Below are 20,392 nucleotides of genomic sequence, written 5' to 3' on the forward strand. Positions count from 1 at the left end.
CGAATGGTCGACTTCACCGCTGTGCGCGCAATCGATTTCCACACCCACGCCGAGGAACCCTGCGGCTGTCACAGCGATGATGGCTACGACGATCTGCAGGCCTCGATGGCGCAGTACTTCGGGGCGCCCTGGGATCATCCGCCGACCATCGACCAGACCGCCAGCCATTACCGCAAGATGAACATCGCGGCGGTGATCTTTCCCGTCGATGCCGAGCGCGAGACGGGCTACCGCCGCTACGACAACTACGAGGTCGCCGACCTCTGCGCAAAGAACGACGACATCCTGATCCCCTTCGCCTCCATCGACCCGGCCAAGGGCCGGATGGGCGCGCGCGAGGCCCGCGACCTGGTCGAGAACCACGGCGTGCAGGGCTTCAAGCTGCACCCGACGATGCAGGGGTTCTACCCCAACGACCGCATGGCCTACACGCTGTACGAGGCCATCGCCGAGACCGGAAAGCCCGCGCTGTTCCATACCGGCCAGACCGGCGTCGGGTCGGGGATGCGCGGTGGCAACGGCATGCGGCTGAAATACTCCAACCCGATGTACATCGACGATGTCGCGGTGGACTTCCCCGAGATGCCGATCATCCTGGCGCATCCTTCCTTCCCCTGGCAGGAAGAGGCCCTGTCGGTCGCCCAGCACAAGCCCAACGTCTATATCGACCTCAGCGGCTGGAGCCCGAAGTACTTTCCGAAGATCCTCGTGGATTACGCCAACAAGCTGCTGAAGAAGAAGATGCTGTTCGGGTCCGACTGGCCGATGATCGCGCCCGAGAAATGGCTGAACGCCTTTGACAAGGCGGACTTCCGCGACGAGGTGCGCCCGCTCATCCTGAAGGAAAACGCGATGCGTCTTCTTGGCGTTGGCGACGGCTCTGCCTGACGGTGTGGGCTTTCAAGCGTTTAACTGAATGAAGAGCAGCGTCCGGTTTTCCCTGCCCCCAGGGCGCAGCACGGGCGCGATGGGGGCAGGCGGGGCGGTTCAGGCGTTAAGCGCCTCCAGCCCAAGGGTTTCGAAACGATCAAGTTCGGCCACCTCGGCGGCGCTCAGGGCGATGCCGTCGCGCAAGGCGACCTCGCGCGCGGCAAAGCGGCGTTCGGAGGGCAGACGCGCGCCCTGCAGGCCGAAGGCGGTCAGCAGTTTCTCACCCTCGGCCAGGGGATCACGGCCGCTGCGGGCGGCGAAACGCGCCGGGTCCATGGCCAGGATCAGTGCGCCGTGGCGCGGCAGCAGGGCACGGCCCTGGGTAAAATCAAGCGCTTCGCGGCTCATGGGTTCGCCCAGCATGGCGCCCGAAAGCAGTTCGATCATGGTCGAGATGGCAGAGCCCTTGTGACCGCCGAAAGGCAGCATGGCGCCGGCCAGGGCGACTTCGGGATCGGTGGTGGGCTGGCCGGTTTCATCGACGGCCCAGCCTTCGGGGATCGGGGTGCCGGCGCGGCGGTGCAGCTCGATCTCGCCCCGGGCGGCGACGCTGGTGGCGAAGTCGAAGACATGCGGATGCGCGCCCGGGCGCGGCCAGCCGAAGGCCATCGGGTTGGTGCCCAAAAGCGGTGTCGATCCCCCGGCGGGCGCCACGAAGGCATAGCTGGGGCACATCGACAGCGCTGCGAGGCCTTCTTGCGCCAGGGCTTCCACATCGTGCCACAGCGCGGAGAAATGCAGGCAGTCGCGGATCACCAGCGCCGCCAGCCCCAGCTCTTTCGTGCGCTCGACAAGCGCGCTGCGCGCGACCTCGAAAGCGGTATTGGAGAAGCCTCCGCGCGCATCAACTTCGACGATTGCGCCCTCGGCAGACTGCAGAAGCGGCGTGGCTTCGACCTTGGCATGGCCGGCGGCGATGGCCTGAAGGCAGCCTGCGATCCGGTAGATGCCGTGGGACTTGCAGTTGTCACGCTCGGCATCGGTGATGACATTGGCCACCGCCTCGGCCTCGGCGCGGGGCAGGCCGCTCTTGAGGAAGATCGCCGTGACCTGGGCGCGCAGCGTTTCGACGGGGATGGCGTGGGGGGCGGGCTGGGTCATGGGGCTCTCCGGTGCGGGGTAGGGGTCTTGGTAGGCCGGGTGTGGGGCGTGGTTCCCTGGCCTGAGCGTTCTGTTGGACAGGCAGGCCGGAAGTGTCCATCCGGCGCTCCCGGCCGGGAGCGCCGGCCGGGAGCAGGTGCATAAGGGCTGTAGGCAGCCCGGGGGTCAACCCCCGGAAATCTCTTGCAGGTCTGCGGGCAGCAGGCTGGCCGGCAGGTTCTGGTAGCAGACCGGACGCAGGAAGCGGCGGATCGCCATGGTGCCCACGGAGGTCGCGCCGAAGTTGGTCGAGGCGGGATAGGGGCCGCCATGCACCATGGTGTCGCAGACCTCGACCCCGGTGGGGAAGCCGTTGGCCAGCACGCGACCGGCCTTGCGTTCCAGCACCGGCAGGAGACGGCGGGCGGCCTCTGTGTCTGCCTCGTCCATCTGGAGGGTCGCGGTCAGCTGGCCTTCGAAGCTTTTGGCGACCTTCAGCATCTCATCGGCGTCCTTGACGGTGATGACCAGGCCAAGTGGGCCGAAGACCTCTTCCGTTAGCACGTGGTTGCCCAGCCAGTCATCGGCAGAGACCTGGAACAGGAAGGGGCGTGCCTCTCGCGGGGCGGGATCGGAGGTCAGCAGCGCCGTCACCCCCGGCTGGTCGGCCATCTGCGCGGCGCCCTTGGCATAGGCCTCCGCGATGCCTTCGGTCAGCATGACTTGGCCGCCGGTTTCCGCCAGCGCGGCGCGGGCGGCTTCGATCATCGTATCGGCCTCGGGGCCCTCGATCACCACGGCGATGCCGGGGTTCGTGCAGAACTGGCCCGCGCCCATGGCAAGCGAGCCAGCCCAGCCCTTGCCCAGCTCTGCGCCACGGGCCTTCACGGCCTCGGGCAGCACGAACATCGGGTTGACGGAGCCGAGCTCACCGAAGAAGGGGATCGGCTCTTCGCGTTGTGCGCACAGGTCGAAGAGCGCGCGGCCACCGCCCAGGGAGCCGGTGAAGCCGACGGCCTTGATCAGAGGGTGTTTCACCAGAGACTGGCCGACGTCACGCTTGCCGCCCTGCACCAGGGAGAAGACGCCCTTCGGCATGCCGGTGGCTTCGATGGCGGCGTGAATGGCCTCTGCAATGATTTCGGCCGTGCCGGGGTGGGCGCCGTGGCCCTTGACCACGACGGGGCAGCCGGCGGCCAGGGCGCTGGCGGTGTCACCCCCGGCGGTGGAAAAGGCGAGCGGGAAGTTCGATGCGCCGAAGACGGCCACGGGACCGATCGGGCGCTGCATCATCCGCAGGTCCGGGCGCGGCGCGGGCGCGCGATCGGGCAGGGCGGCATCATGGCGGCGGTCCAGGTAGGTGCCGTCCAGCAGGTGCTGGGCGAACATGCGCAGCTGGCCCGTGGTGCGGCCGCGCTCGCCCTGCAGACGGGCTTCGGGCAGGCCGGTTTCCTGGGTGCCGATGTCGGTGATCGCCTCGGCGCGGGCTTCGATCTGGTCCGCGATGGCATTGAGGAAGGCGGCGCGTTCGGCGCGCGTGGTGTAGCCGTAGGTCCAGAAGGCTTCTTCCGCGGCCTCGACAGCCTGGTTCACCAGCGCGGGCGTGCCGACGGAGAAGTCATGCGCCGGTCCATGCGCGGGGGCGGAGCGGAAGGTGGTTTCGCCGGCAGTCCAGGTGCCTGCGATCAGGTGCTTGCCATGGGGTTCAAAGGTCATGTTCGCCTCCTTTTAGGCGGGCCTGGGGCCCGGAGTGAAGGAAGCCGCCCCCGGGGTGGGGGCGGCTTGCGGTATTTCGTGTTTAATCGGGATCAGGCCTCGTAGCCGTAGACCTCTTTTGCCCGTTCCGGGGTCAGGTAGCCGTTGCGCAGATCGCTTTCGATCGCGTCACGGCTGCGCTTGGCAGGCTCGCCGTAGCCGCCGCCGTTGCCGGTGACCACGCGGATCACGTCGCCCTTGTTGACCTGCAGATTGGTCGCGAAGGAGAAGCGTTCCGTGCCGCCGTCGCGGCGCAGCACCTCGACGTAGTTGACCGAGCCGTCCAGCCCGCCCGAGGCGCCCCAGGGCGCGATCCGGTTGCGGGTGTAGCCGACCGACAGGAAGTTGTTGTCGGCACGCACGCGGTAGTGGGTTTCGATCCCCTTGCCGCCGCGCCACTGGCCTTCGCCGCCCGGTTCGCTGTTCAGCGCGACCTGGTCGACGCCCAGGCCATATCGGGCCTCGGCGACCTCGGCGGGGCAGTTGAAGGTTTCGCCGTGGAAGCCCGAGAACTGGCCCGACACGCCGTCGGAGCCTTCCCAGGCGCCCCAGCCGCCAACCTGCGGTTCCACGATGGTGTAGTGGCGCCCGGTTTCAGGGTGCGGGCCGCCCACGTTGGTGCCACAGATCGAGGCGAAGTTGCCGGCGGGCACGACGCCGGGGAAGTGATGGGCCAGCGCGCGCAGGATCATGTCGAACAGACGGATCTCGACCTCGGAGTAATAGCCAAGCGCGCCTGGAGCCTCGACGTGGTAGATGGTGCCGGGCTTGGTCACCACCTTCAGTGGCTTGAAGAAACCGCCGTTGCCGGGGGCGTCGGGATCGGTGAAGTCCTTGAAGGCCAGCTGAACGGCGATCTCCGTGCCCTCACGCGAACAGTTGAGCGAGCCCGACTGCGCCGGGTTGTCCGTCAGATCGACGATGAATTCGTCTTCGGTGATCGTGAGCTTTAGTGTGTGGATCGCGCCCGAGTCCTGCTCTTCGGAGAAAGCATAGGTGCCGTGCGGGATCTCCTTGATCGCGGCACGGGCCCGGCGTTCGCCCAGGTCCATGTAGTCCTGAACCGCGGCCTCATAGGTGTCGGCACCGTATTTCTTCACCAGTTCAAGCACCCGGCGCTCGCCGATCCGCAGGCCGGCGATACCGGCCCAGAGATCGCCGTGCAGGTAGTCGGGCAGGCGCGAGTTGATCTTGAGGATGTCGAAGACCGCGTCGTTCTGCATCCCTTCCATGAAGAGTTTCACGGCCGGAATACGCACACCTTCCTGGAAGATCTCCGTCGCCTCGGAGGACATGGAGCCGGGCACGTTGCCGCCCACGTCGTTCCAGTGGGCGATGTTGGCCACCCAGGCGATCAGCTTGCCCTCATGGAACACCGGCTGCGCCAGCACCATGTCGTTCAAGTGGGTCACGCCGCCGTAATAGGGATCGTTGGAGGCAAAGACATCGCCTTCGCGGATCTCTTCCAGCGGGAATTTCTTCAGGATACCCATGATCGCCTTGTCGAGCACCCCGATGAAGGCTGGGATGCCCGCGCCCGAAGCGGCGATTTCGCCCTGCGGGTTCAGGATCGAGGTCGACAGGTCGAGCACCTCGTAGATGATCGCGCTCATCGAGGTCTTCACCTGGGCATAGAACATCTCGTCCGCGATGGCTTCCAGCGCGTTCTGGATGATGTCGAAGGTGACGGGATCGTAGGTCTTGTCCGTCATGGCTCAGCCCTCTTCCTTGGTACGCGTCTCGATATGCGTGTTGCCGAAGTCGTCGATATGGACGCGGTTGGCGGGGTGGACGACGATTGTCGTGCCCGGATCCTCGATCACGGCGGGGCCGTGGAAGGACATGCCGGGTTCGAACTTCGTACTGTCGTAGATGGTCGCCTCGTGCTCGCCCTCGGTGGCGTAGTCGACCATGCGCTTGCCCTTCACGGCGTCTTCCAGCTTCGCGCCCGTCTTCGGCAGCGGCACCAGTTCCAGCTTGCCGACCTCGGAGGAGGCGATCAGGTGGATGCCGATGATCTCGACGCCCGCGGTCAGCCGGTACGTGTATTCGCGTTCGTAGATTTCGTGGAACTCTGCCAGCATCTTTTCCATCACCTCTTCGGTGATGGGGCCGGCGGGCACCGGGACCTCTACCGCGAATTCCTGGTTCTGGTAACGGCAGCGCACCAGCGGTTCGCATGTGACCTTGTCGGCGGCCACGCCTTCGCGGGCGTATTCCTCACACGCCTGGTCCATGGTTGCGCTGAGCAGCTCATCCAGTCCTTCGCGGTCCTTGCCGTCCATCAGGCGGGTGACGAAGTAGTCGCGCCGCAGGTCGGACATCATCATGCCCCAGGCCGAGAAGACCGGCGCGCCGCGCGGCACGACGACCTTCTTGACGCCCAGCTCCTGGCCAAGGGCGACGCCATGCATCGGGCCGCCGCCGCCGAAGACCACCAGGGTGAAGTCGCGCGGGTCGTAGCCCCGGTTGACCGAGACAAGCTTCAGCGCGTTGACCATGTTGGAGTTGGCGATCCGCACGATGCCGCGCGCGACGTCCTGGGGCGTGTTGCCCATGCGCTCGGCCAGCTTGCCAAGGGCATTGTCCAGCGCGGGCAGGTCGGCTTCGACCGTGCCGCCGCAGAAGTAGTCCTTGTTGATCCGGCCAAGGGCCAGGTTGGCATCCGTGGTGGTCGCGTTTACGCCGCCACGACCATAGGCCGCCGGGCCGGGGGTGGAGCCGGAGGAATGCGGACCCACGTGCAGCTTGTCGAAATCGTCGACCCAGGCGATGGAGCCGCCGCCGTTGCCGATTTCGACCAGATCCACGACGGGCACCATGATCGGGTAGCCGGCGGATTTGCGGTCACGCTCGATCCAGTAATCGGTCTTGATGGTGCCCTGGTTGTTTTCGATCAGGGAGCACTTGGCCGTGGTCCCGCCGATGTCGAGCGCCAGGATGTTGGGCTCGCCTATGATGCGGCCCAGCTCGGCCGCGCCCCAGAAGCCCGACGCGGGGCCGCTTTCGACCATGGTGATCGGCACGGCCTTGATCGCCTCGACGGAGCCGACGCCACAGTTGGACTGCATGATGAACATCTGGCCCTTGTAGCCCTTGTCCGTCAGGCCGCTTTCCAGCTTTTCCAGGTAGCGCTGCGCCTTGGGCTGCACATAGGCGGAAAGGATCGCGGTGTTGGTGCGCTCGTATTCGCGCCATTCGCGGGTGATCTGGTGGCTGGCGACCACGGTGACCTCGGGCCAGCGGGATTCGATCTCTGCCTTCAGGGCTGCCTCGTGCGCGGGGTTGGCGTAGGCGTGCAGCAGGCTGATTGCGATGGCCTCGATGCCTTCCGCGCGGAAGAGATCCAGCGTTTCATCGAGAGTGGAGAGGTCGAGCGGCGTGACCTCCTGGCCCTGGTAGTCCATTCGGCCCGTGATCTCGTGGCGCAGGTAGCGTTCCACGAAGGGGGCGGGCTTGGGGTACTTCAGGTTGAAGAAATCAGGGCGGTTGCCGCGCCCGATCTCGATCGCGTCGCGGAAGCCCTTGGTGGTGATCAGGCCGACCTTGGCGCCCTTGCGCTCTGTCAGGGCGTTGATGACCACGGTGGTGCCATGGGCGAAGAAATCGACCGTTTCGATATCGACGCCGGCCTTGTCCAGCACGTTGAGCACGCCCTTTTCGAAATCGGGCGGCGTGGTGTCGGACTTGTCGGTGCGGACGGTCTGGACGCCGGTCTTCAGGTCGGTCTCAAAATAGACGAGGTCGGTGAATGTGCCGCCGACATCGGTTGAAACGCGGGTAATCTTGTCAGTCATTTTAGGTTCTCTGTTCCAGTTCAGCGGCCGTCAGCGGCGACGGCTGCCCGATGCGGCCAGCGCCACGGCAATCACGATGATCACGCCGGTGGTCAGGTCCTTGAAGAAGGGGTTCACGTTCAGGATGTTGAAGCCGTTGTTGATCAGCGCCATCAGCAGGACACCCGCGACGGACCGCCAGACAGCGCCGGCGCCGCCCATGATCGAGGTGCCGCCCAGGATCACGGCCGCGATGGCCTCGAACTCCATGCCGGTGCCAGCCTGGGGTTCGGCCATGGAGATCCGGGACACGGCGATCACACCGGCCAGGCCCGCGGCCATGCCGCAGAGCGAGAAGGTCATGATCTTGACCAGGTTGGTGCGGATGCCGGACAGGATCGCCGCCTCTTCGTTGCCGCCCACGGCATAGACGCGCCGCCCGAAGGTGGTGCGGTTGAGCAGGATCATGAAGATCACCATGAAGGCCAGCAGGACGATGACGGCGATGTTGACCACGCCGATGCGGCCCCGGCCCAGCCAGGAGAACTCCGCGATTCGCACGGGGATCAGGGAGCCATCGGTCACCAGGATGGCGATGCCGCGATAGACAAGGCTGGTGGCCAGGGTGACCAGGAAGGAATGGACCCCGAAGCCGGTGATGATGATCCCGTTCACCGCGCCCAGCAGCAGGCCGATCAGCGGCCCGGCGAAGATCGCCATGTAGGGATCCACGTTGATCGCGATCCAGCCCGCCGAAACGGAGGCAACGCCGAAGATGGCGCCGGTGGACAGGTCGAAGCCGCCGCCGATGATCACCAGCGTCAGCGCGCAGGCGATGATTGCGAGTGGCGCGGACTGGTTGAGGATGTTCAGCAGGTTGCGGGCGGTCAGGAAGTTGTCCGAGATCAGGCTGAGCCCTATCAGAAGGACTGCGATGATCACCAGGACCCCGTATTCACGGGCGAAATCGCCCACGGACATACGGTTGGCGCGGGAGTTGGTCTGAGCGGTGCTCATGCTTGGGGGACCTCCTTGATGCGGGGGGCTGAGCCCTGTTCTTGGAAGATACGGTTCAGGGCGTCTTCCACCGTGAGGGTGCGGCAGTCGGCTTCGGCGAAGATACGACCGTCGTTCATGAGGTAGCCGCGATGGGACAGGTTGATGACTTCCTCCAGTTCGGAGGAGATAAGCAGAACGGCGACGCCGGCTGCGGCCATTTCGACGATGAACTCATGGATGCGCTGGCGCGCGCCGATGTCGACGCCGCGGCTGGGTTCATCCAGGATCAGCAGGCGGGGCTTTTCCACCGCCCACTTGGAAAGCAGCACCTTCTGCTGGTTGCCGCCCGAATAGAAGGCGACCTCTCCGTCGACCTTGCCGGGGACGATGCCGAAGTGGTCGATCATCCGCTGGGTGCGTTCGCGTTCGCGGGCCTTGTTGATGAAACCGAAGCTGGCGATGCTGCCCAGCGAGGCAAGCGAGATGTTGGGCCGGGTCACCTGGGTCAGCACGAGGCCCTGCTTGCGCCGGTCCTCCGGCACCAGGGCGATGCCCTGGGCAATGGCCGAGCGTACGCTGAGGCGCCCGTTCTGCTGGGACTGGCCGTTGACGGCATAGCTGCCTTCGGTGATCGGATCGGCACCGAACAGCGCCCGGCCCACTTCGGAGCGGCCGGCCCCGACAAGGCCGATCAGGCCCACGATCTCACCCGGGCGCACCTTGAGCGAAATGTCCGAAAGCCCGGTCGCGGTGGAGACGTTCTGCATTTCCACCACGGGGGGCATGTTTTGCGCGGGGGCGGCCGGCAGGGCGGGCCAGATGATCTCTGACGCCTGGCCGAGCATGGAATCCACCAGGCTCTGCTTGGTCTCGCCGGCGATCTCGTCCGTGCGGATGACCTTGCCGTCCCGCATGACCGTCACGCGGTCGCAATTGGCGATGATGTGATCAAGGAAGTGGCTGACGTAGATCACCGTCACGTCGCGGGCTTTCAGCCGGGCGATCAGCTGGTGAAGGCGGTCGGCCTCGTCCTCGGTCAGGGAGGAAGTCGGCTCATCCATGATGATGACCTGCGCGTCGCGGGCGATGGCGCGCATGATCTCGACCTTCTGGCGTTCGGCGATGCGCATGTCGGCGATGCGCCTGTTGGGGTCCAGGCCGAAGTCGCAGGTTTCCTCCAGCGCGTGAAAGCGGTCCAGGTCCCCCTTGCGCAGGAAGCCGCCGGTACTGCTTTCAAGGCCGAGGAAGACGTTTTCCAGCACCGTCAGCTCCGGGACAAGCTGCAGTTCTTGGTGGATCATGGCGATGCCGCGCCCCAAGGCATCCCTGGGTGAAAAGCGGGTCACGGGCTGTCCGAAGAGCTCTACAGTGCCTTCATCGGCGGAATAATAGCCGCCGACGATCTTGCCGACGCTCGATTTGCCCGCGCCGTTTTCGCCGACCAGGGCGTGAACGGAGCCCTTTTTGAAGTCGATCGTGATGTCATCCAGAATGCGCGTTCCGCCGAAGCTTTTTGCAACACCCCGGACGCGCACGGCGATGTCCGTACCGGTCATGGCATTCCTTTCCAGTTGTGCGATCTTACGGCCGCTACGCCTGCCCGGGGCGGATGCGCCACGCCGGATCTGCGAAGGGGGCGCGACAGTGCCGCGCCCCATCGTTTGCCGGGCTCAGCCCTGCCATTCGCCCTGGAAATCGGGGTTGGCATCAAGCCATTCCTTGTCGACGATCGTGGGGACGTCGCGCAGGGAGTATTCGTTGATCCAGGTGGGGACCTCTTCGCCCTTGAGCGAGGCAACCAACGCGTCCAGGGCGGCGGCGCCCATGGAGTGCGGGAACTGCGCCAGCGTGGCGTCGTAGATGCCGTCACGAATGCCATCGACAGAGATCTGGTTCAGGCCGCCACCGATGGTGTAGATCGAGCTGGTGTCGATGCCCGCGTCGGTCAGCGCGATTTCTGCGCCCATCAAGTGCTGGTCGGCGCTGCCCAGGACGGCGTCGATCTCCGGGTTGGCCTGCAGGATGTCCTGCATGGCAACCATGGAGGTCGCGGGGCTGTAGTTGCCCTCACCCGTGGCGACGACCGTGATGTTGGGATGTTCTGCGAAGACTTCCTTGTAGGTGTCGTTGCGCAGGTTGTCGAAGGGGTAGATCAGCTGCCCGACAATCACGGCAACCTTGCAGGGATCGATATCGGCGCAGTAGTCAGCGACGGCTTCAGCCTGTGCGCGGGCGCCGATGCTGGGGTCCGCGGCAACGGTGGTGGTCAGGCCCTTGACCTGCGGGTCCATGTTGCTGAGTTCCGGCCCGATGGGGAAGAGCGTCGCGGCGACGGAAACGCCCTGTGCGACGGCGTCTTCCAGCGCGGTGGCGATGCCGACGGTGTCGTTGGGCGTGACGATCATGCCGTCGAAGCGGCCGCCTGCCACCAGGTCTTCGACCTGGCTGAACTGCGTGGTGGCAGAGAAAGCACCATCGAAGATCTCGACATTCACGTCGTCGTAATTCGCGGCCGCTTCCTCGATCCCGGCGTAGATCGCCTGGTTGAAGCCGTTCTGGCTGGAGGCGGCGAGGAAGGCGATGTTGATGTCATCGGCCTGGGCGGCCAACGGCGCGGCGATGGCCGTGCACAGGAAGGCTGCTTTGCAGGGAAGTTTCATGGTCTGTAGTCTCCGTGTTGAAAGGGGGAGGGGGCTGGCCGGTGTGCGGCTCTTGTCCGAAGCTCTCCGGCTTCTTGATCGTGCCTCGCTCAGGATAGACGGCGGCCGAGGGCGCCGCCCGTGGGCTCAGCGGGTCTGGAAGGTTGCGTTCTCCGTCTTGCCGAGGTTGAGCAGCAGGAAGGCCGTGGTCACGGCGGGCTGCCAGGCCAGCGCCCTAGCCACCACCTCAGGGGTGAAATGACCGTGCGGGCCCAGCATGTTGATGGTGCCGATGACACGGCCATCCGCCACCGCGGGCAGGTTCATGTTGGATTCAAAGCCAAGGTCGCGGATCTTTTCCCAGTCGAAGAAGACCTCTGCGATCTCTTCGATGCTGGTGCTGCTGAAATGCTTGTTTCCGGCCAGCACGACATCGAAATAGCGGTTCTTTTCCAGCGGCTTGAAACCGCCAAGCTCATAGGCGTCCGGGTTTTCCGAGAACACGCGGCGCGAGCGCATGTTGGGCAGGTCGTAGACGGAGGCCGTGGTCAACCCTTTGCCCACATCGGTGTTGAGGCCGTTCAGCAGGTAGGCAAAAACCTGACGGGCGGCATCGGGGCCGGCGGCCAGCTTGAAGAGATGCGCGGCATCCATCGGCATCACGCGGCCTCCATGAAGTCACGGGCGACGCGGCCGGATTTCACGACCATGCGCAGGGTTTCCTCCGGCCGGCCCAGAAGGGTGACATCGGCGAAGGGATCGCCGTCCACCACGATGAAGTCGGCCCGGGCGCCATCGGCGATCAAGCCGATTTCGCCGTCACGCATGCAAGCCATGGCGCCGATCTGGGTGACCGAGCGCAGGATCTCTGCGGGGGAAAGGACCTTGGCCAGGATGTCGAATTCCATGCCGCCGTACTTGCGCAGCTCACCCAGAAGGTCGGTGCCAAAGGCCATCGGCAGCCCGGCGTCGCGCATGATGGCCAGCGATTCCAGCCCCTTGTCGCGCACGATGTCGATCTTTGCCTGCTCCGACGCGCCCAGACCCAGGGCCGCGCCTTCAAGCTTCAGCCCTTCGTAGGCAACCAGCGTGGGTACGGCAAAACAGCCTGCCTCGGCGGCCATCTTGGCCGTTTCGGCGGTGATCAGGTTGCAGTGCTCAAGGGACTTCACGCCCAGTTCGACACAGCGGCGGATCGCCTTGTCGTGGTAGACATGGGCAGAGACATAGGTGTTGGCGTTCTCGGCTTCCTCGACCATCGCCAGTATCTCGTCCCGGGAATACTGGATGGAGTCGATGGGGTCGTTAGGCGACGAGACGCCGCCATTGGCCATGACCTTAATGAACTTGGCGCCTTCCTTGAGCATCTTGCGGCAGGTGAAACGGATGTTGTCAACGCCATCCACCAGCACGCCCATGTTGGCCAGGCGCCACCCCATGGCGTCGGGGCGGATGTCGGTTCGGGCGCGCAGGTCGGTGTGGCCGCCGGTCATCGACAGGCCCTTGCCGCAGATCACCAGGTCCGGACCGTCGATCAGCCCGTCCTCAACCGCCTGCACAAGGCCCAGGTCTGCCCCGCCCAGGTCGCGCACGGTGGTGAAGCCGCGATCCAGCAGCCCTTCCATAATCTTGGCAGCGCGCAGGGCGGCAAGGGAATCGGGGGCAGTGACATTGCTCCAGAGATCCAGGGAATGGGCGACGACATGGAAATGGCTGTCGATCAGCCCGGGCATCAGGGTGCGCCCGCCAAGATCGACCACCTTCGCGCCGTCGGGTGCCGGCTGGCCGATACTTTCAATCCGCTCGCCCTTCACCACTACCGTGGTGGGCTGACCCAGCCGTTCCGCATCCAGGTCGAGCAGGCGGGCGTTCGTATAGGCGGTCAGGGTCATGGCGATGCGTCCAGCGTGTTTGGGCGGGCCGATGCTGCCGGTCTTGAGGACATCGGGCGCGCGGAAGAGCGTCTTGATCGGAGGCTGTGTATCGAACGACCTGCATCTTGTCGACAAAAAAAATATAACAATGGTGTTTGCTTGTATGCGGGGGGTGCCTATAGTCCGGGAGAATTCAACCGGGAGTGTGGGATGGGCAAGGAACCGTCAGAGCGTGAAGTGTCGCAGGTCAAGCGGGGCGGCGGGGTTGCCCGGGTCTATGAAACGCTGAGGAATGAGATCATCGATCTGAAGCTGGCACCGGGCAGCCCGATCGATGAAACGGAGCTTTCGGCGCGCTTTGCCATGTCGCGCACGCCGATCCGTGAAGCGCTCGTGCGCCTTGCGGCAGAGGGCATGATCACCACGCTGACCAATCGCACGACGATCGTATCCAATATCGATTTCGTGCAGCTGGGCGCCTTCTTCGACGCGCTGACATTGATGTACCGCGTGACGGCGCGCCTTGCTGCGCAGCATTATGACGAGTCCGATCTGGCAGCGATCCGGTCGCATCAGGCGAGTTTTACCAAGGCCGTTGAAAGCGGCGATGTGCTTGGCATGATCGCCACCAACCGGGATTTCCATGTCGCCATCGCCGTGGCAGGGCGCAACAAGTACTACACGGACCTGTTCCGCCGGGTTCTGGATGACGGGCGGCGTATCCTGCGGCTGTATTACCACTCTTATGACGACAACCTGCCGCGCCAGTACGTGATCGAGCATGAGCACATGATTTCGGCCATGATCGCCCGCGATGTCCAAGAATCCGATCGCCTGGCGATTGAGCATGCCGATCAGATCGTGCGGCAGATCCGGTCCTATATCTCCGCGGATTCGCGCAGCGCCTCATCAATCGCGCTTTGACGTAGCGTGTTTTGATTGTCAGAGTGTCCGTGTTGCTGTGTTTTGTATTTTATTTGTCGACAGGTGGGCGGCGCGATGCTAGGAGGCTCTCCGAGAAGGGCACTGCTCCGGTCTGCGGGCTGCCAACGCTCCGGCATGACCTGTCAGTGATTGCCTTGTGAATTCGAAAGGACACCCCATGAATGACTCCATCTTCACCGGCTGCATCCCGGCCCTGATGACCCCCTGCAAGGAAGACCGCACGCCCGACTACGAAGCCCTGGCGCGCAAGGGCAAGGAACTGATCGCGGCCGGCATGTCCGCGGTTGTCTACTGCGGGTCGATGGGTGACTGGCCGCTGCTGACCGATGAGCAGCGCATGAAGGGGGTCGATGCCCTGGTCGCGGCGGGCGTGCCCGTCATCGTCGGCACCGGCGCCATCAACACCAAGTCCGCTGTCGCCATCGCGGCCCATGCCGCCCGTATCGGCGCCGCCGGCCTGATGGTCATCCCCCGCGTTCTGTCGCGCGGCACCTCGGTCTCTGCCCAGAAGGCCCACTTCTCTGCCATCCTGGAGGTTGCCAAGGACCTGCCCGCGGTGATTTACAACAGCCCCCACTACGGTTTCGCCACCCGCGCCGACCTGTTCTTCGAACTGCACGGAGCCTACCCAAACCTGATCGGCTTCAAGGAATTCGGCGGCGCTGCCGACATGTCTTACGCGGCCGAGCACATCACCTCGGGCAATGACGCGCTGACGCTGATGGTCGGTGTCGACACGCAGGTCTTCCATGGCTTCGTGAAATGCGGCGCAACCGGCGCTATCACCGGCATCGGCAACGCCATCCCCAAGGAAGCGCTGCACCTGGTTGAGCTGTGCAAGGCCGCCGCAAAAGGCGACGTCGAGGCCCGCGTCAAGGCACAGGAGCTGGAAGAGGCCCTGGCTGTGCTGTCCAAGTTCGACGAAGGCGTCGATCTGGTGCTGTTCTACAAGTACCTCATGGTGCTGAACGGGGACGCCGAATACACCCTGCACTTCAACGAGACCGATGCCCTGACTCCGGCGCAGAAGGCCTTCGTGGAAGAGCAGTTCACCCAGTTCAAGACCTGGTACGCCAACTGGGCTGCCTGAGGCAGACCAGGCCGTAACGGCGGGTCCGGACCAAAGGAGGATGCGATGCATGTGATTGACAGCCACACCGGCGGAGAACCCACGCGGGTGATCCTGGATGGCTTCCCCGATCTTGGCTCCGGCCCGCTGAGCGCACGCGCTGCGCTCCTGGCGACGGAATACCGGGAGGATTACCGGGCCGTTGTGCTGGAGCCGCGCGGGCAGGTCGCCATGGTGGGGGCGCTTCTGGTGCCCCCGACCGATCCCACCTGCGTCACCGGCGTGATCTATTTCGATGTGGAGGCCGTGCTAGGCATGTGCGGTCATGGCACCATCGGCCTGGCCGCCACGCTTTACCACATGGGGCGCATCGGCCTGGGTCGGCATCGGATCGAGACCCCGGCCGGGATCGTCACGGTTGAGCTGCCTGATGCCAATACCGTCACCGTCACCAATATCGAAAGCCGCCGCATTGCCACGGATGTCACCCTGGATGTGCCGGGGCTGGGCCCTGTGACCGGCGATGTGGCCTATGGCGGCAATTGGTTCTTCCTGGTCGATCCCGCGCCGATCCAGGTTGCGCCGGAGAATATCCGCGCGCTGACCGATGCGGGCGTCGCCACGCGTGAGGCGCTGGCAGATCAGAAGATCGGCGGCGCGGCGGGCGAGCTGATCGACCACGTGATCTTCTACGGCCCCTCGCAGGCCGAGGGCGTGCACAGCCGCAACTTCGTGCTTTGTCCTGACGATGCCTATGACCGCTCTCCCTGCGGCACCGGCTGTTCGGCGCGGCTGGCCTGCCTAGCGGCCTCCGGTAAGCTGGCTGAGGGGGAGGAGATCGTGCAGCACAGCATCATCGGCTCCACCTATCGTCTGTCCTGGACCCCGGGGCCGACCGGCGGCGTGATCCCCAGCATCACTGGCCAGGCCTACGTGATGGCAGAGGCCCAGCTTCTGTTCGATCAGGCCGATCCCTTCCGCCGCGGCATCGGCTCCTGATCTCCCCCACAGCCGTGCAGGCCGCGCGTCTGCCCGGATCCCTTCACTCTCTTCCCAGGACAGGTCTCGGAATGCCCGATACTTCCAGTGCAAGGAACGGCAAGGCCGATACGCCCGGCGTCGTCATTATCGGTGCCGGTGTGATCGGCGTCACCACCGGTTTTCTTCTGGCGGAACAGGGGCACCGGGTAACGATCCTGGATCGGCGCGGCGTGGCCGAGGAGGCCTCTTGCGGGAATGCGGGGGCATTTGCTTTTACGGATCTGGAGCCGCTGGCCTCTCCGGGGATGCTGCTGAAGGCGCCGAAATGGCTGATGGATCCGCTTGGCCCGCTGACGCTTCGGCCCAGCTACGCGCCGCGGATGCTGCCTTGGTTGCTGCACTTCGCGCGCGCCTGCCAGCCCCGCCGGCACCGCGCCGCGATTGCGGCCCAGGCGGAGCTGATGAAGGTGTCGCGCGCGGCGCTGGAACGGCTGATCGCGCGGACCGATACGGAACACCTGATCCGGCGCGAAGGTCAGTTGCAGGTCTACGAAGGCGCGGCCGAGTATCGCGCCAGCCTGCCGTCCTGGGAGCTGCGCAAGCAGCATGGCATTGCCTATGAACTGCTGGAGGGGCCAGGTGCCATCGCGGAGATCCAGCCGGGTCTGTCGCCGCGCTTCACCCATGCAGGCTTTACCCCGGACTGGATGAACACCACCGATCCGCAGGCCTGGACGCGCCAGCTGGCCGCGCGGTTCACCGCCCTGGGGGGAGAGATCCGCACGGCAGAGGTACGCGACCTGTCCCAGGACGACAGCGGCGTGACCGTCACCACGACGGATGGATCCCTGCGGGCCGATCAACTGGTGCTGGCAGCGGGCGCCTGGTCGCACCAGGTGGCGCGCCGGCTAGGCGACCGCATGCCGCTTGATACGGAGCGCGGCTACAACACCACCTTCCCGGAGGCCTCTTTCGATCTGCGCACCCAGCTGACTTTCAGCAGCCATGGCTTCGTGATGTCCAGGATCGGCGACGGGGTGCGTATCGGTGGCGCGGTTGAGCTGGGCGGCCTGAAGCTGCCCCCGAACTACAAACGGGCCGACCTGCTGGTCGACAAGGCGCGGACCTTCCTGCCGGGCTTCGAGCCGGGGCAGGGCAAGCGCTGGATGGGCTTCCGTCCCTCGATGCCGGACAGTCTGCCGGCCATCGGGCGGTCGACCCGCGCGGATCGGGTCATCTATGCCTTCGGTCACGGGCATCTGGGCCTAACGCAATCGGCAGGTACCGCCGAGCTGGTCGGCGCCATCGTGGCACGCCGCAAGCCAGAGATCAGCCTGACCCCCTTTGATCCACTGCGGTTCTCACGGCGCGGCTGAGCGCGCGGGTTCTTGATCGGCGGGCGTCCTTTTCGGGGCGCCCCTGTCTAGGCCGGGGAAGCCTAGTGGCCGACCTTCGCCAGGACATCCGATTTCAGGAAACGCTCAATCACCAGCATGAACAGGACCGAGGGCACCAGCAGCAACAGCGCCGTGATAGAGGCAATCTGGTAGTTGCCCTCCATCGAGGCGGTGAACAGCAGCAGGGGCATCGTGGTGATATCGGGGACGCCGACGAAATAGGTGCCAGTGAATTCATCCAGCGAGATCAGGAAGACGAAGATCGCGCTGGCCATGAGGCCGGGAAGAGCCAAGGGCAGCGTGACCGTGAAGAAGACGCGCAGCGGACCTGCGCCCATGTTGGCGGCGGCTTCCTCAAGCTCACGGTCCACGGCGCCGAAGGCCGCCGCGGCGATCCAGACGGAAAAGACCATGCCCTGCAGCGCATGGACCAACACCACCCCCAGGAAGGTGCCGTTCAGCCCGATGGTGTAGAAGATCCGCGCGATGTTCATGTGCACGGCCAGGGACGGGAAGGCCTGCGGCAGCAGGAAAAGCAACAGGAAGACGACGCGGTAGGGCAGGCGGCCCCGCCCCAGGGCCAGCCCGGCCGGGATCGCGAAGGCCAGAGACACCAGGACGGTCATGCCCGCGATCACCACCGAATTTAGCAGCGACACCATCGCGTTGCCCTGCGGGCGGAAAACCCGCTCCCAGAAAGAGAAGCCGTAGGACTGTGGCAGCTTGGCGGGGAAGTACCACTGCTCGGTAAAGGCCCAGAGTATCATGTTGGAGATCGGCCCGAAGATGGCCAGGGCAAGCAGCGCCAGCACGAGGCCGATCATGATGGAGCGAATAATTCCGGGCATCAGGCGTGTCCCTTGCGGTCGCGCAGTTCCTTGCGCAGGTAGCCCCAGGCGACGGCGGCAGTCATGAGGTAGGCGATGAAGCCAAGCGCATTGGCCACGCCGTAGTCGCCATAGGCGTTGATGCGCCAGGCCATGTCCACCGTCAGCATCGTGGGTTGCTGGGCGTTGATCATCATCGGCACCGAAAGCACGGACATCATCATCACGTAGCTCAGGATCAGGCCCACCATCAGCGTCTGGGCCACCTGCGGCACGACGATGCCGAAGAGGATCCGCAGCCGCCGTGCGCCCAGGTTCTGCGCGGATTCGATCATCGAACGGTCAAGAGAGGCCATGGCCCCGGCCAGCAGCAGCGTCACGAAGGGGGTCTGTTTCCAGGCGAAGGTGATGACGATGCCGCGCCAGTCCAGGTAGCTTGCGGTCTGCAAGGGCGTCAGCAGGCCAAGCTCTACCAGCGCGTTGTTCATCATGCCATTCTTGGCCAGGAAGGTGCGCATCACCTGCGCGGCGACCACGAAGGGAATGAAGAGAGGCCAGCGGTAGAGCCAGCGCAGCAGCGCGACGGCCCGGCGGCTGCGTCCCAGCGTCAGGTATCCGGAAATGGCAATCGAAAGTGCGCCGATCAGCGCGGCCGAGAGGGTGACGATCACCAGCGAAAACAGGATATCGGCGGAATAGAAGGACCAGGCCTTGGTGAAATTGCCGATCCCCCAGCGGCCAGCCTCTTCCTCTCGGAAGGCCCAGATCAGCGAATAGCCCAGGGGGGTCAGGAACAGCACGGCCATCAGCACCAGTGCGGGCGCGATCAGCATCAGGGAGGTTCGGCGGGAAATCATGGTCTTGTCCTGCAAGGCGCGGGGACGGCGCGTTGGCCGCCCCCGGCTTGTGTCGCGTGAACCGGATCAGTTGGTCACGTTGGTTTCGTATTGTTCCAGCATGTCGGAGAAGTAGGCCCCCAGCGGGAAGGGCTTGGCATTTGCGGCCAGGTTGGCAGGCGACACGTCGGTGAAGAGCTTGTTCCAGGTCTCTTCATCCAGCGCGCTTTCGATGTGCTGGGCGTCGATGCCGGGGTACCAGTTGAACTTCTTCACGATGCCTTCGGCCTGCACTTCGGGAGAGGTGGCAAGTTCGATGAACTTCATCGCCGCCTCGGCATGGGCCGCCTTGGCCGGGATCGCGTAGTAGTAGGGCTGGCCGGGCATGCCGGGCTCGGGCAGCAGAAGCTTCAGGTTCGGGTTCAGGCGGCCATCGGCCTGCCAGGTGTAGAACATGTCGACCCAGACCGGGCCCATCGCGATCTCGCCCCGGTTCAGCATGTCCAGCGTGCCGGCATTGCCCGGGGTGAAGGTGACGTTCTGGTTGAAGGCTTTCAGATCGGCAAAGGCCTGGTCCCAGCCTTCCTTGGCGGTCTCTTCATAGGGGCCGTCGATCATGTCCTGCGCATCGCCGCCATAGGCGTAGATCCAGGCGGTGGTGAAGGCCACGCCGGACATGCCGTTCTTGATGCCGTTGTAGCCGAAGCCGCCGGGGTGGGCGGCGGCCCATGCCTTGATGTCATCCAAGCTGGCGGGCACGTCCTCGACCAGGTCGGGGTTGTAGGCGATGGCTGTCTGGGAAGAGAACATCGGCATCACGTAGCCGTCGACGTCGGTGCCAAGCGCCATGCGGGCACTGGCCGAGGTGACCAGGTCACCGGTGCCGATCTGGTCGCGGTACTGTTGCAGCAGGCCGCTTTCGACCATCTCGGCCGTCTTCAGCTGGTTGGTGACGATGACATCGGTGTCCCAGCTGTCACGGCCCTTCTGGGCGTCCAGCTTTTCAAGGATCGCCTGGCTGCCCGCGTCACCGGGGCCGGTGCCCACGGTGTTGACGGTCCAACCGGGGTTCTGTTCCTCGAACATGGGGCCCAGGTAATCGGTCACGTAGTCGACCATGTTCTGGCTGCCGCCGGTGGCGACGTAAAGGGTTTCGGCCTGCGCGGCACCGGTCGTGACCAGCGCGATCGCCACCGGGGCGAAAAGCTTTGCAATTCTGACTGACAATGTGTTTCTCCAGAAGGATCAGAGGGGATGTGCGGCGGACGCTGCCGCCCTTTGACC

17 protein-coding genes are annotated in these 20,392 nt (G+C 64.9%); 5 read left to right on the top strand and 12 right to left on the bottom strand.

Annotation, left to right across the window (positions count from 1 at the left end; all coding sequences use genetic code 11):
* Positions 1-3 precede the first annotated feature (3 nt).
* Complete coding sequence (locus tag HCZ97_RS01590; protein ID WP_167686923.1) at positions 4-888, top strand: amidohydrolase family protein; 885 nt, start codon at positions 4-6, stop codon at positions 886-888.
* Between the two features lie 99 nt (positions 889-987).
* On the opposite strand, the gene HCZ97_RS01595 is transcribed toward HCZ97_RS01590, so the two are convergent.
* From HCZ97_RS01595 to HCZ97_RS01635, 9 genes are all read right to left on the bottom strand, one after another.
* On the bottom strand, positions 988-2,031 hold the full coding sequence (locus tag HCZ97_RS01595) for an Ldh family oxidoreductase (RefSeq protein WP_167686924.1): 1,044 nt from the start codon (positions 2,029-2,031) through the stop codon (positions 988-990).
* 165 nt (positions 2,032-2,196) lie between these two features.
* Positions 2,197-3,726: an aldehyde dehydrogenase (NADP(+)) gene (locus HCZ97_RS01600; protein WP_167686925.1), complete on the bottom strand. Its 1,530-nt coding sequence runs from the start codon at positions 3,724-3,726 to the stop codon at positions 2,197-2,199.
* 92 nt (positions 3,727-3,818) lie between these two features.
* Positions 3,819-5,477, bottom strand: a complete 1,659-nt coding sequence (locus HCZ97_RS01605; protein ID WP_167686926.1) for a hydantoinase B/oxoprolinase family protein — start codon at positions 5,475-5,477, stop codon at positions 3,819-3,821.
* A 3-nt stretch (positions 5,478-5,480) separates the two neighbouring features.
* A complete protein-coding gene (locus HCZ97_RS01610) occupies positions 5,481-7,562 on the bottom strand; it encodes a hydantoinase/oxoprolinase family protein (RefSeq protein WP_167686927.1) in 2,082 nt (693 codons plus the stop codon).
* A gap of 30 nt (positions 7,563-7,592) precedes the next feature.
* On the bottom strand, positions 7,593-8,558 hold the full coding sequence (locus HCZ97_RS01615; protein WP_167686928.1) for an ABC transporter permease: 966 nt from the start codon (positions 8,556-8,558) through the stop codon (positions 7,593-7,595).
* Entirely contained in the window at positions 8,555-10,096 is a 1,542-nt protein-coding gene (locus HCZ97_RS01620) for a sugar ABC transporter ATP-binding protein (protein ID WP_167686929.1), read from the bottom strand. Before HCZ97_RS01620 ends, HCZ97_RS01615 begins: the two co-directional genes overlap by 4 nt.
* Positions 10,097-10,210: 114 nt before the next feature.
* Positions 10,211-11,200, bottom strand: a complete 990-nt coding sequence (locus tag HCZ97_RS01625; RefSeq protein WP_167686930.1) for a sugar ABC transporter substrate-binding protein — start codon at positions 11,198-11,200, stop codon at positions 10,211-10,213.
* 126 nt (positions 11,201-11,326) lie between these two features.
* Positions 11,327-11,839 carry a GAF domain-containing protein gene (locus HCZ97_RS01630; RefSeq protein ID WP_167686931.1) on the bottom strand — a complete coding sequence of 171 codons (513 nt, stop codon included), beginning with the start codon at positions 11,837-11,839 and terminating at the stop codon, positions 11,327-11,329.
* On the bottom strand, positions 11,839-13,071 hold the full coding sequence (locus HCZ97_RS01635; RefSeq protein ID WP_167686932.1) for an amidohydrolase family protein: 1,233 nt from the start codon (positions 13,069-13,071) through the stop codon (positions 11,839-11,841). Before HCZ97_RS01635 ends, HCZ97_RS01630 begins: the two co-directional genes overlap by 1 nt.
* Positions 13,072-13,263: 192 nt before the next feature.
* On the opposite strand from HCZ97_RS01635, the gene HCZ97_RS01640 reads away from it, so the two are divergent.
* From HCZ97_RS01640 to HCZ97_RS01655, 4 genes are all read left to right on the top strand, one after another.
* Entirely contained in the window at positions 13,264-13,977 is a 714-nt protein-coding gene (locus HCZ97_RS01640; RefSeq protein WP_167686933.1) for a GntR family transcriptional regulator, read from the top strand.
* A 178-nt stretch (positions 13,978-14,155) separates the two neighbouring features.
* Entirely contained in the window at positions 14,156-15,088 is a 933-nt protein-coding gene (locus HCZ97_RS01645; protein ID WP_167686934.1) for a dihydrodipicolinate synthase family protein, read from the top strand.
* A gap of 45 nt (positions 15,089-15,133) precedes the next feature.
* Positions 15,134-16,066, top strand: coding sequence for a proline racemase family protein (locus tag HCZ97_RS01650; protein ID WP_167686935.1), 933 nt, complete (start codon positions 15,134-15,136; stop codon positions 16,064-16,066).
* A gap of 71 nt (positions 16,067-16,137) precedes the next feature.
* On the top strand, positions 16,138-17,424 hold the full coding sequence (locus HCZ97_RS01655; protein WP_167686936.1) for an FAD-binding oxidoreductase: 1,287 nt from the start codon (positions 16,138-16,140) through the stop codon (positions 17,422-17,424).
* 62 nt (positions 17,425-17,486) lie between these two features.
* Here HCZ97_RS01655 and HCZ97_RS01660 read toward each other — a convergent pair whose 3' ends face one another.
* The 3 genes from HCZ97_RS01660 to HCZ97_RS01670 all read right to left on the bottom strand — a co-directional run bounded on the left by HCZ97_RS01660 (position 17,487) and on the right by HCZ97_RS01670 (position 20,335).
* Complete coding sequence (locus HCZ97_RS01660; protein ID WP_167686937.1) at positions 17,487-18,293, bottom strand: ABC transporter permease; 807 nt, start codon at positions 18,291-18,293, stop codon at positions 17,487-17,489.
* Positions 18,293-19,129, bottom strand: coding sequence for an ABC transporter permease (locus tag HCZ97_RS01665; RefSeq protein WP_167686938.1), 837 nt, complete (start codon positions 19,127-19,129; stop codon positions 18,293-18,295). The genes HCZ97_RS01660 and HCZ97_RS01665 overlap by 1 nt, the downstream gene beginning before the upstream one ends.
* Before the next feature lie 66 nt (positions 19,130-19,195).
* Positions 19,196-20,335, bottom strand: coding sequence for an extracellular solute-binding protein (locus HCZ97_RS01670; RefSeq protein WP_254871294.1), 1,140 nt, complete (start codon positions 20,333-20,335; stop codon positions 19,196-19,198).
* Positions 20,336-20,392 lie beyond the last annotated feature (57 nt).

The sequence above is a fragment of the Pseudooceanicola sp. HF7 genome (assembly GCF_011806405.1).
Classification (GTDB): Bacteria; Pseudomonadota; Alphaproteobacteria; order Rhodobacterales; family Rhodobacteraceae; genus Pseudooceanicola.

Coding starts and splice junctions, on each gene's coding strand:
- HCZ97_RS01630 (WP_167686931.1), bottom strand. CDS start 11,839: ATGCCGATGGATGCCGCGCATCTCTTCAAGCTGGCCGCCGGCCCCGAT.
- HCZ97_RS01605 (WP_167686926.1), bottom strand. CDS start 5,477: ATGACGGACAAGACCTACGATCCCGTCACCTTCGACATCATCCAGAAC.
- HCZ97_RS01660 (WP_167686937.1), bottom strand. CDS start 18,293: ATGCCCGGAATTATTCGCTCCATCATGATCGGCCTCGTGCTGGCGCTG.
- HCZ97_RS01600 (WP_167686925.1), bottom strand. CDS start 3,726: ATGACCTTTGAACCCCATGGCAAGCACCTGATCGCAGGCACCTGGACT.
- HCZ97_RS01625 (WP_167686930.1), bottom strand. CDS start 11,200: ATGAAACTTCCCTGCAAAGCAGCCTTCCTGTGCACGGCCATCGCCGCG.
- HCZ97_RS01640 (WP_167686933.1), top strand. CDS start 13,264: ATGGGCAAGGAACCGTCAGAGCGTGAAGTGTCGCAGGTCAAGCGGGGC.
- HCZ97_RS01665 (WP_167686938.1), bottom strand. CDS start 19,129: ATGATTTCCCGCCGAACCTCCCTGATGCTGATCGCGCCCGCACTGGTG.
- HCZ97_RS01615 (WP_167686928.1), bottom strand. CDS start 8,558: ATGAGCACCGCTCAGACCAACTCCCGCGCCAACCGTATGTCCGTGGGC.
- HCZ97_RS01635 (WP_167686932.1), bottom strand. CDS start 13,071: ATGACCCTGACCGCCTATACGAACGCCCGCCTGCTCGACCTGGATGCG.
- HCZ97_RS01655 (WP_167686936.1), top strand. CDS start 16,138: ATGCCCGATACTTCCAGTGCAAGGAACGGCAAGGCCGATACGCCCGGC.
- HCZ97_RS01620 (WP_167686929.1), bottom strand. CDS start 10,096: ATGACCGGTACGGACATCGCCGTGCGCGTCCGGGGTGTTGCAAAAAGC.
- HCZ97_RS01645 (WP_167686934.1), top strand. CDS start 14,156: ATGAATGACTCCATCTTCACCGGCTGCATCCCGGCCCTGATGACCCCC.
- HCZ97_RS01610 (WP_167686927.1), bottom strand. CDS start 7,562: ATGACTGACAAGATTACCCGCGTTTCAACCGATGTCGGCGGCACATTC.
- HCZ97_RS01595 (WP_167686924.1), bottom strand. CDS start 2,031: ATGACCCAGCCCGCCCCCCACGCCATCCCCGTCGAAACGCTGCGCGCC.
- HCZ97_RS01590 (WP_167686923.1), top strand. CDS start 4: ATGGTCGACTTCACCGCTGTGCGCGCAATCGATTTCCACACCCACGCC.
- HCZ97_RS01650 (WP_167686935.1), top strand. CDS start 15,134: ATGCATGTGATTGACAGCCACACCGGCGGAGAACCCACGCGGGTGATC.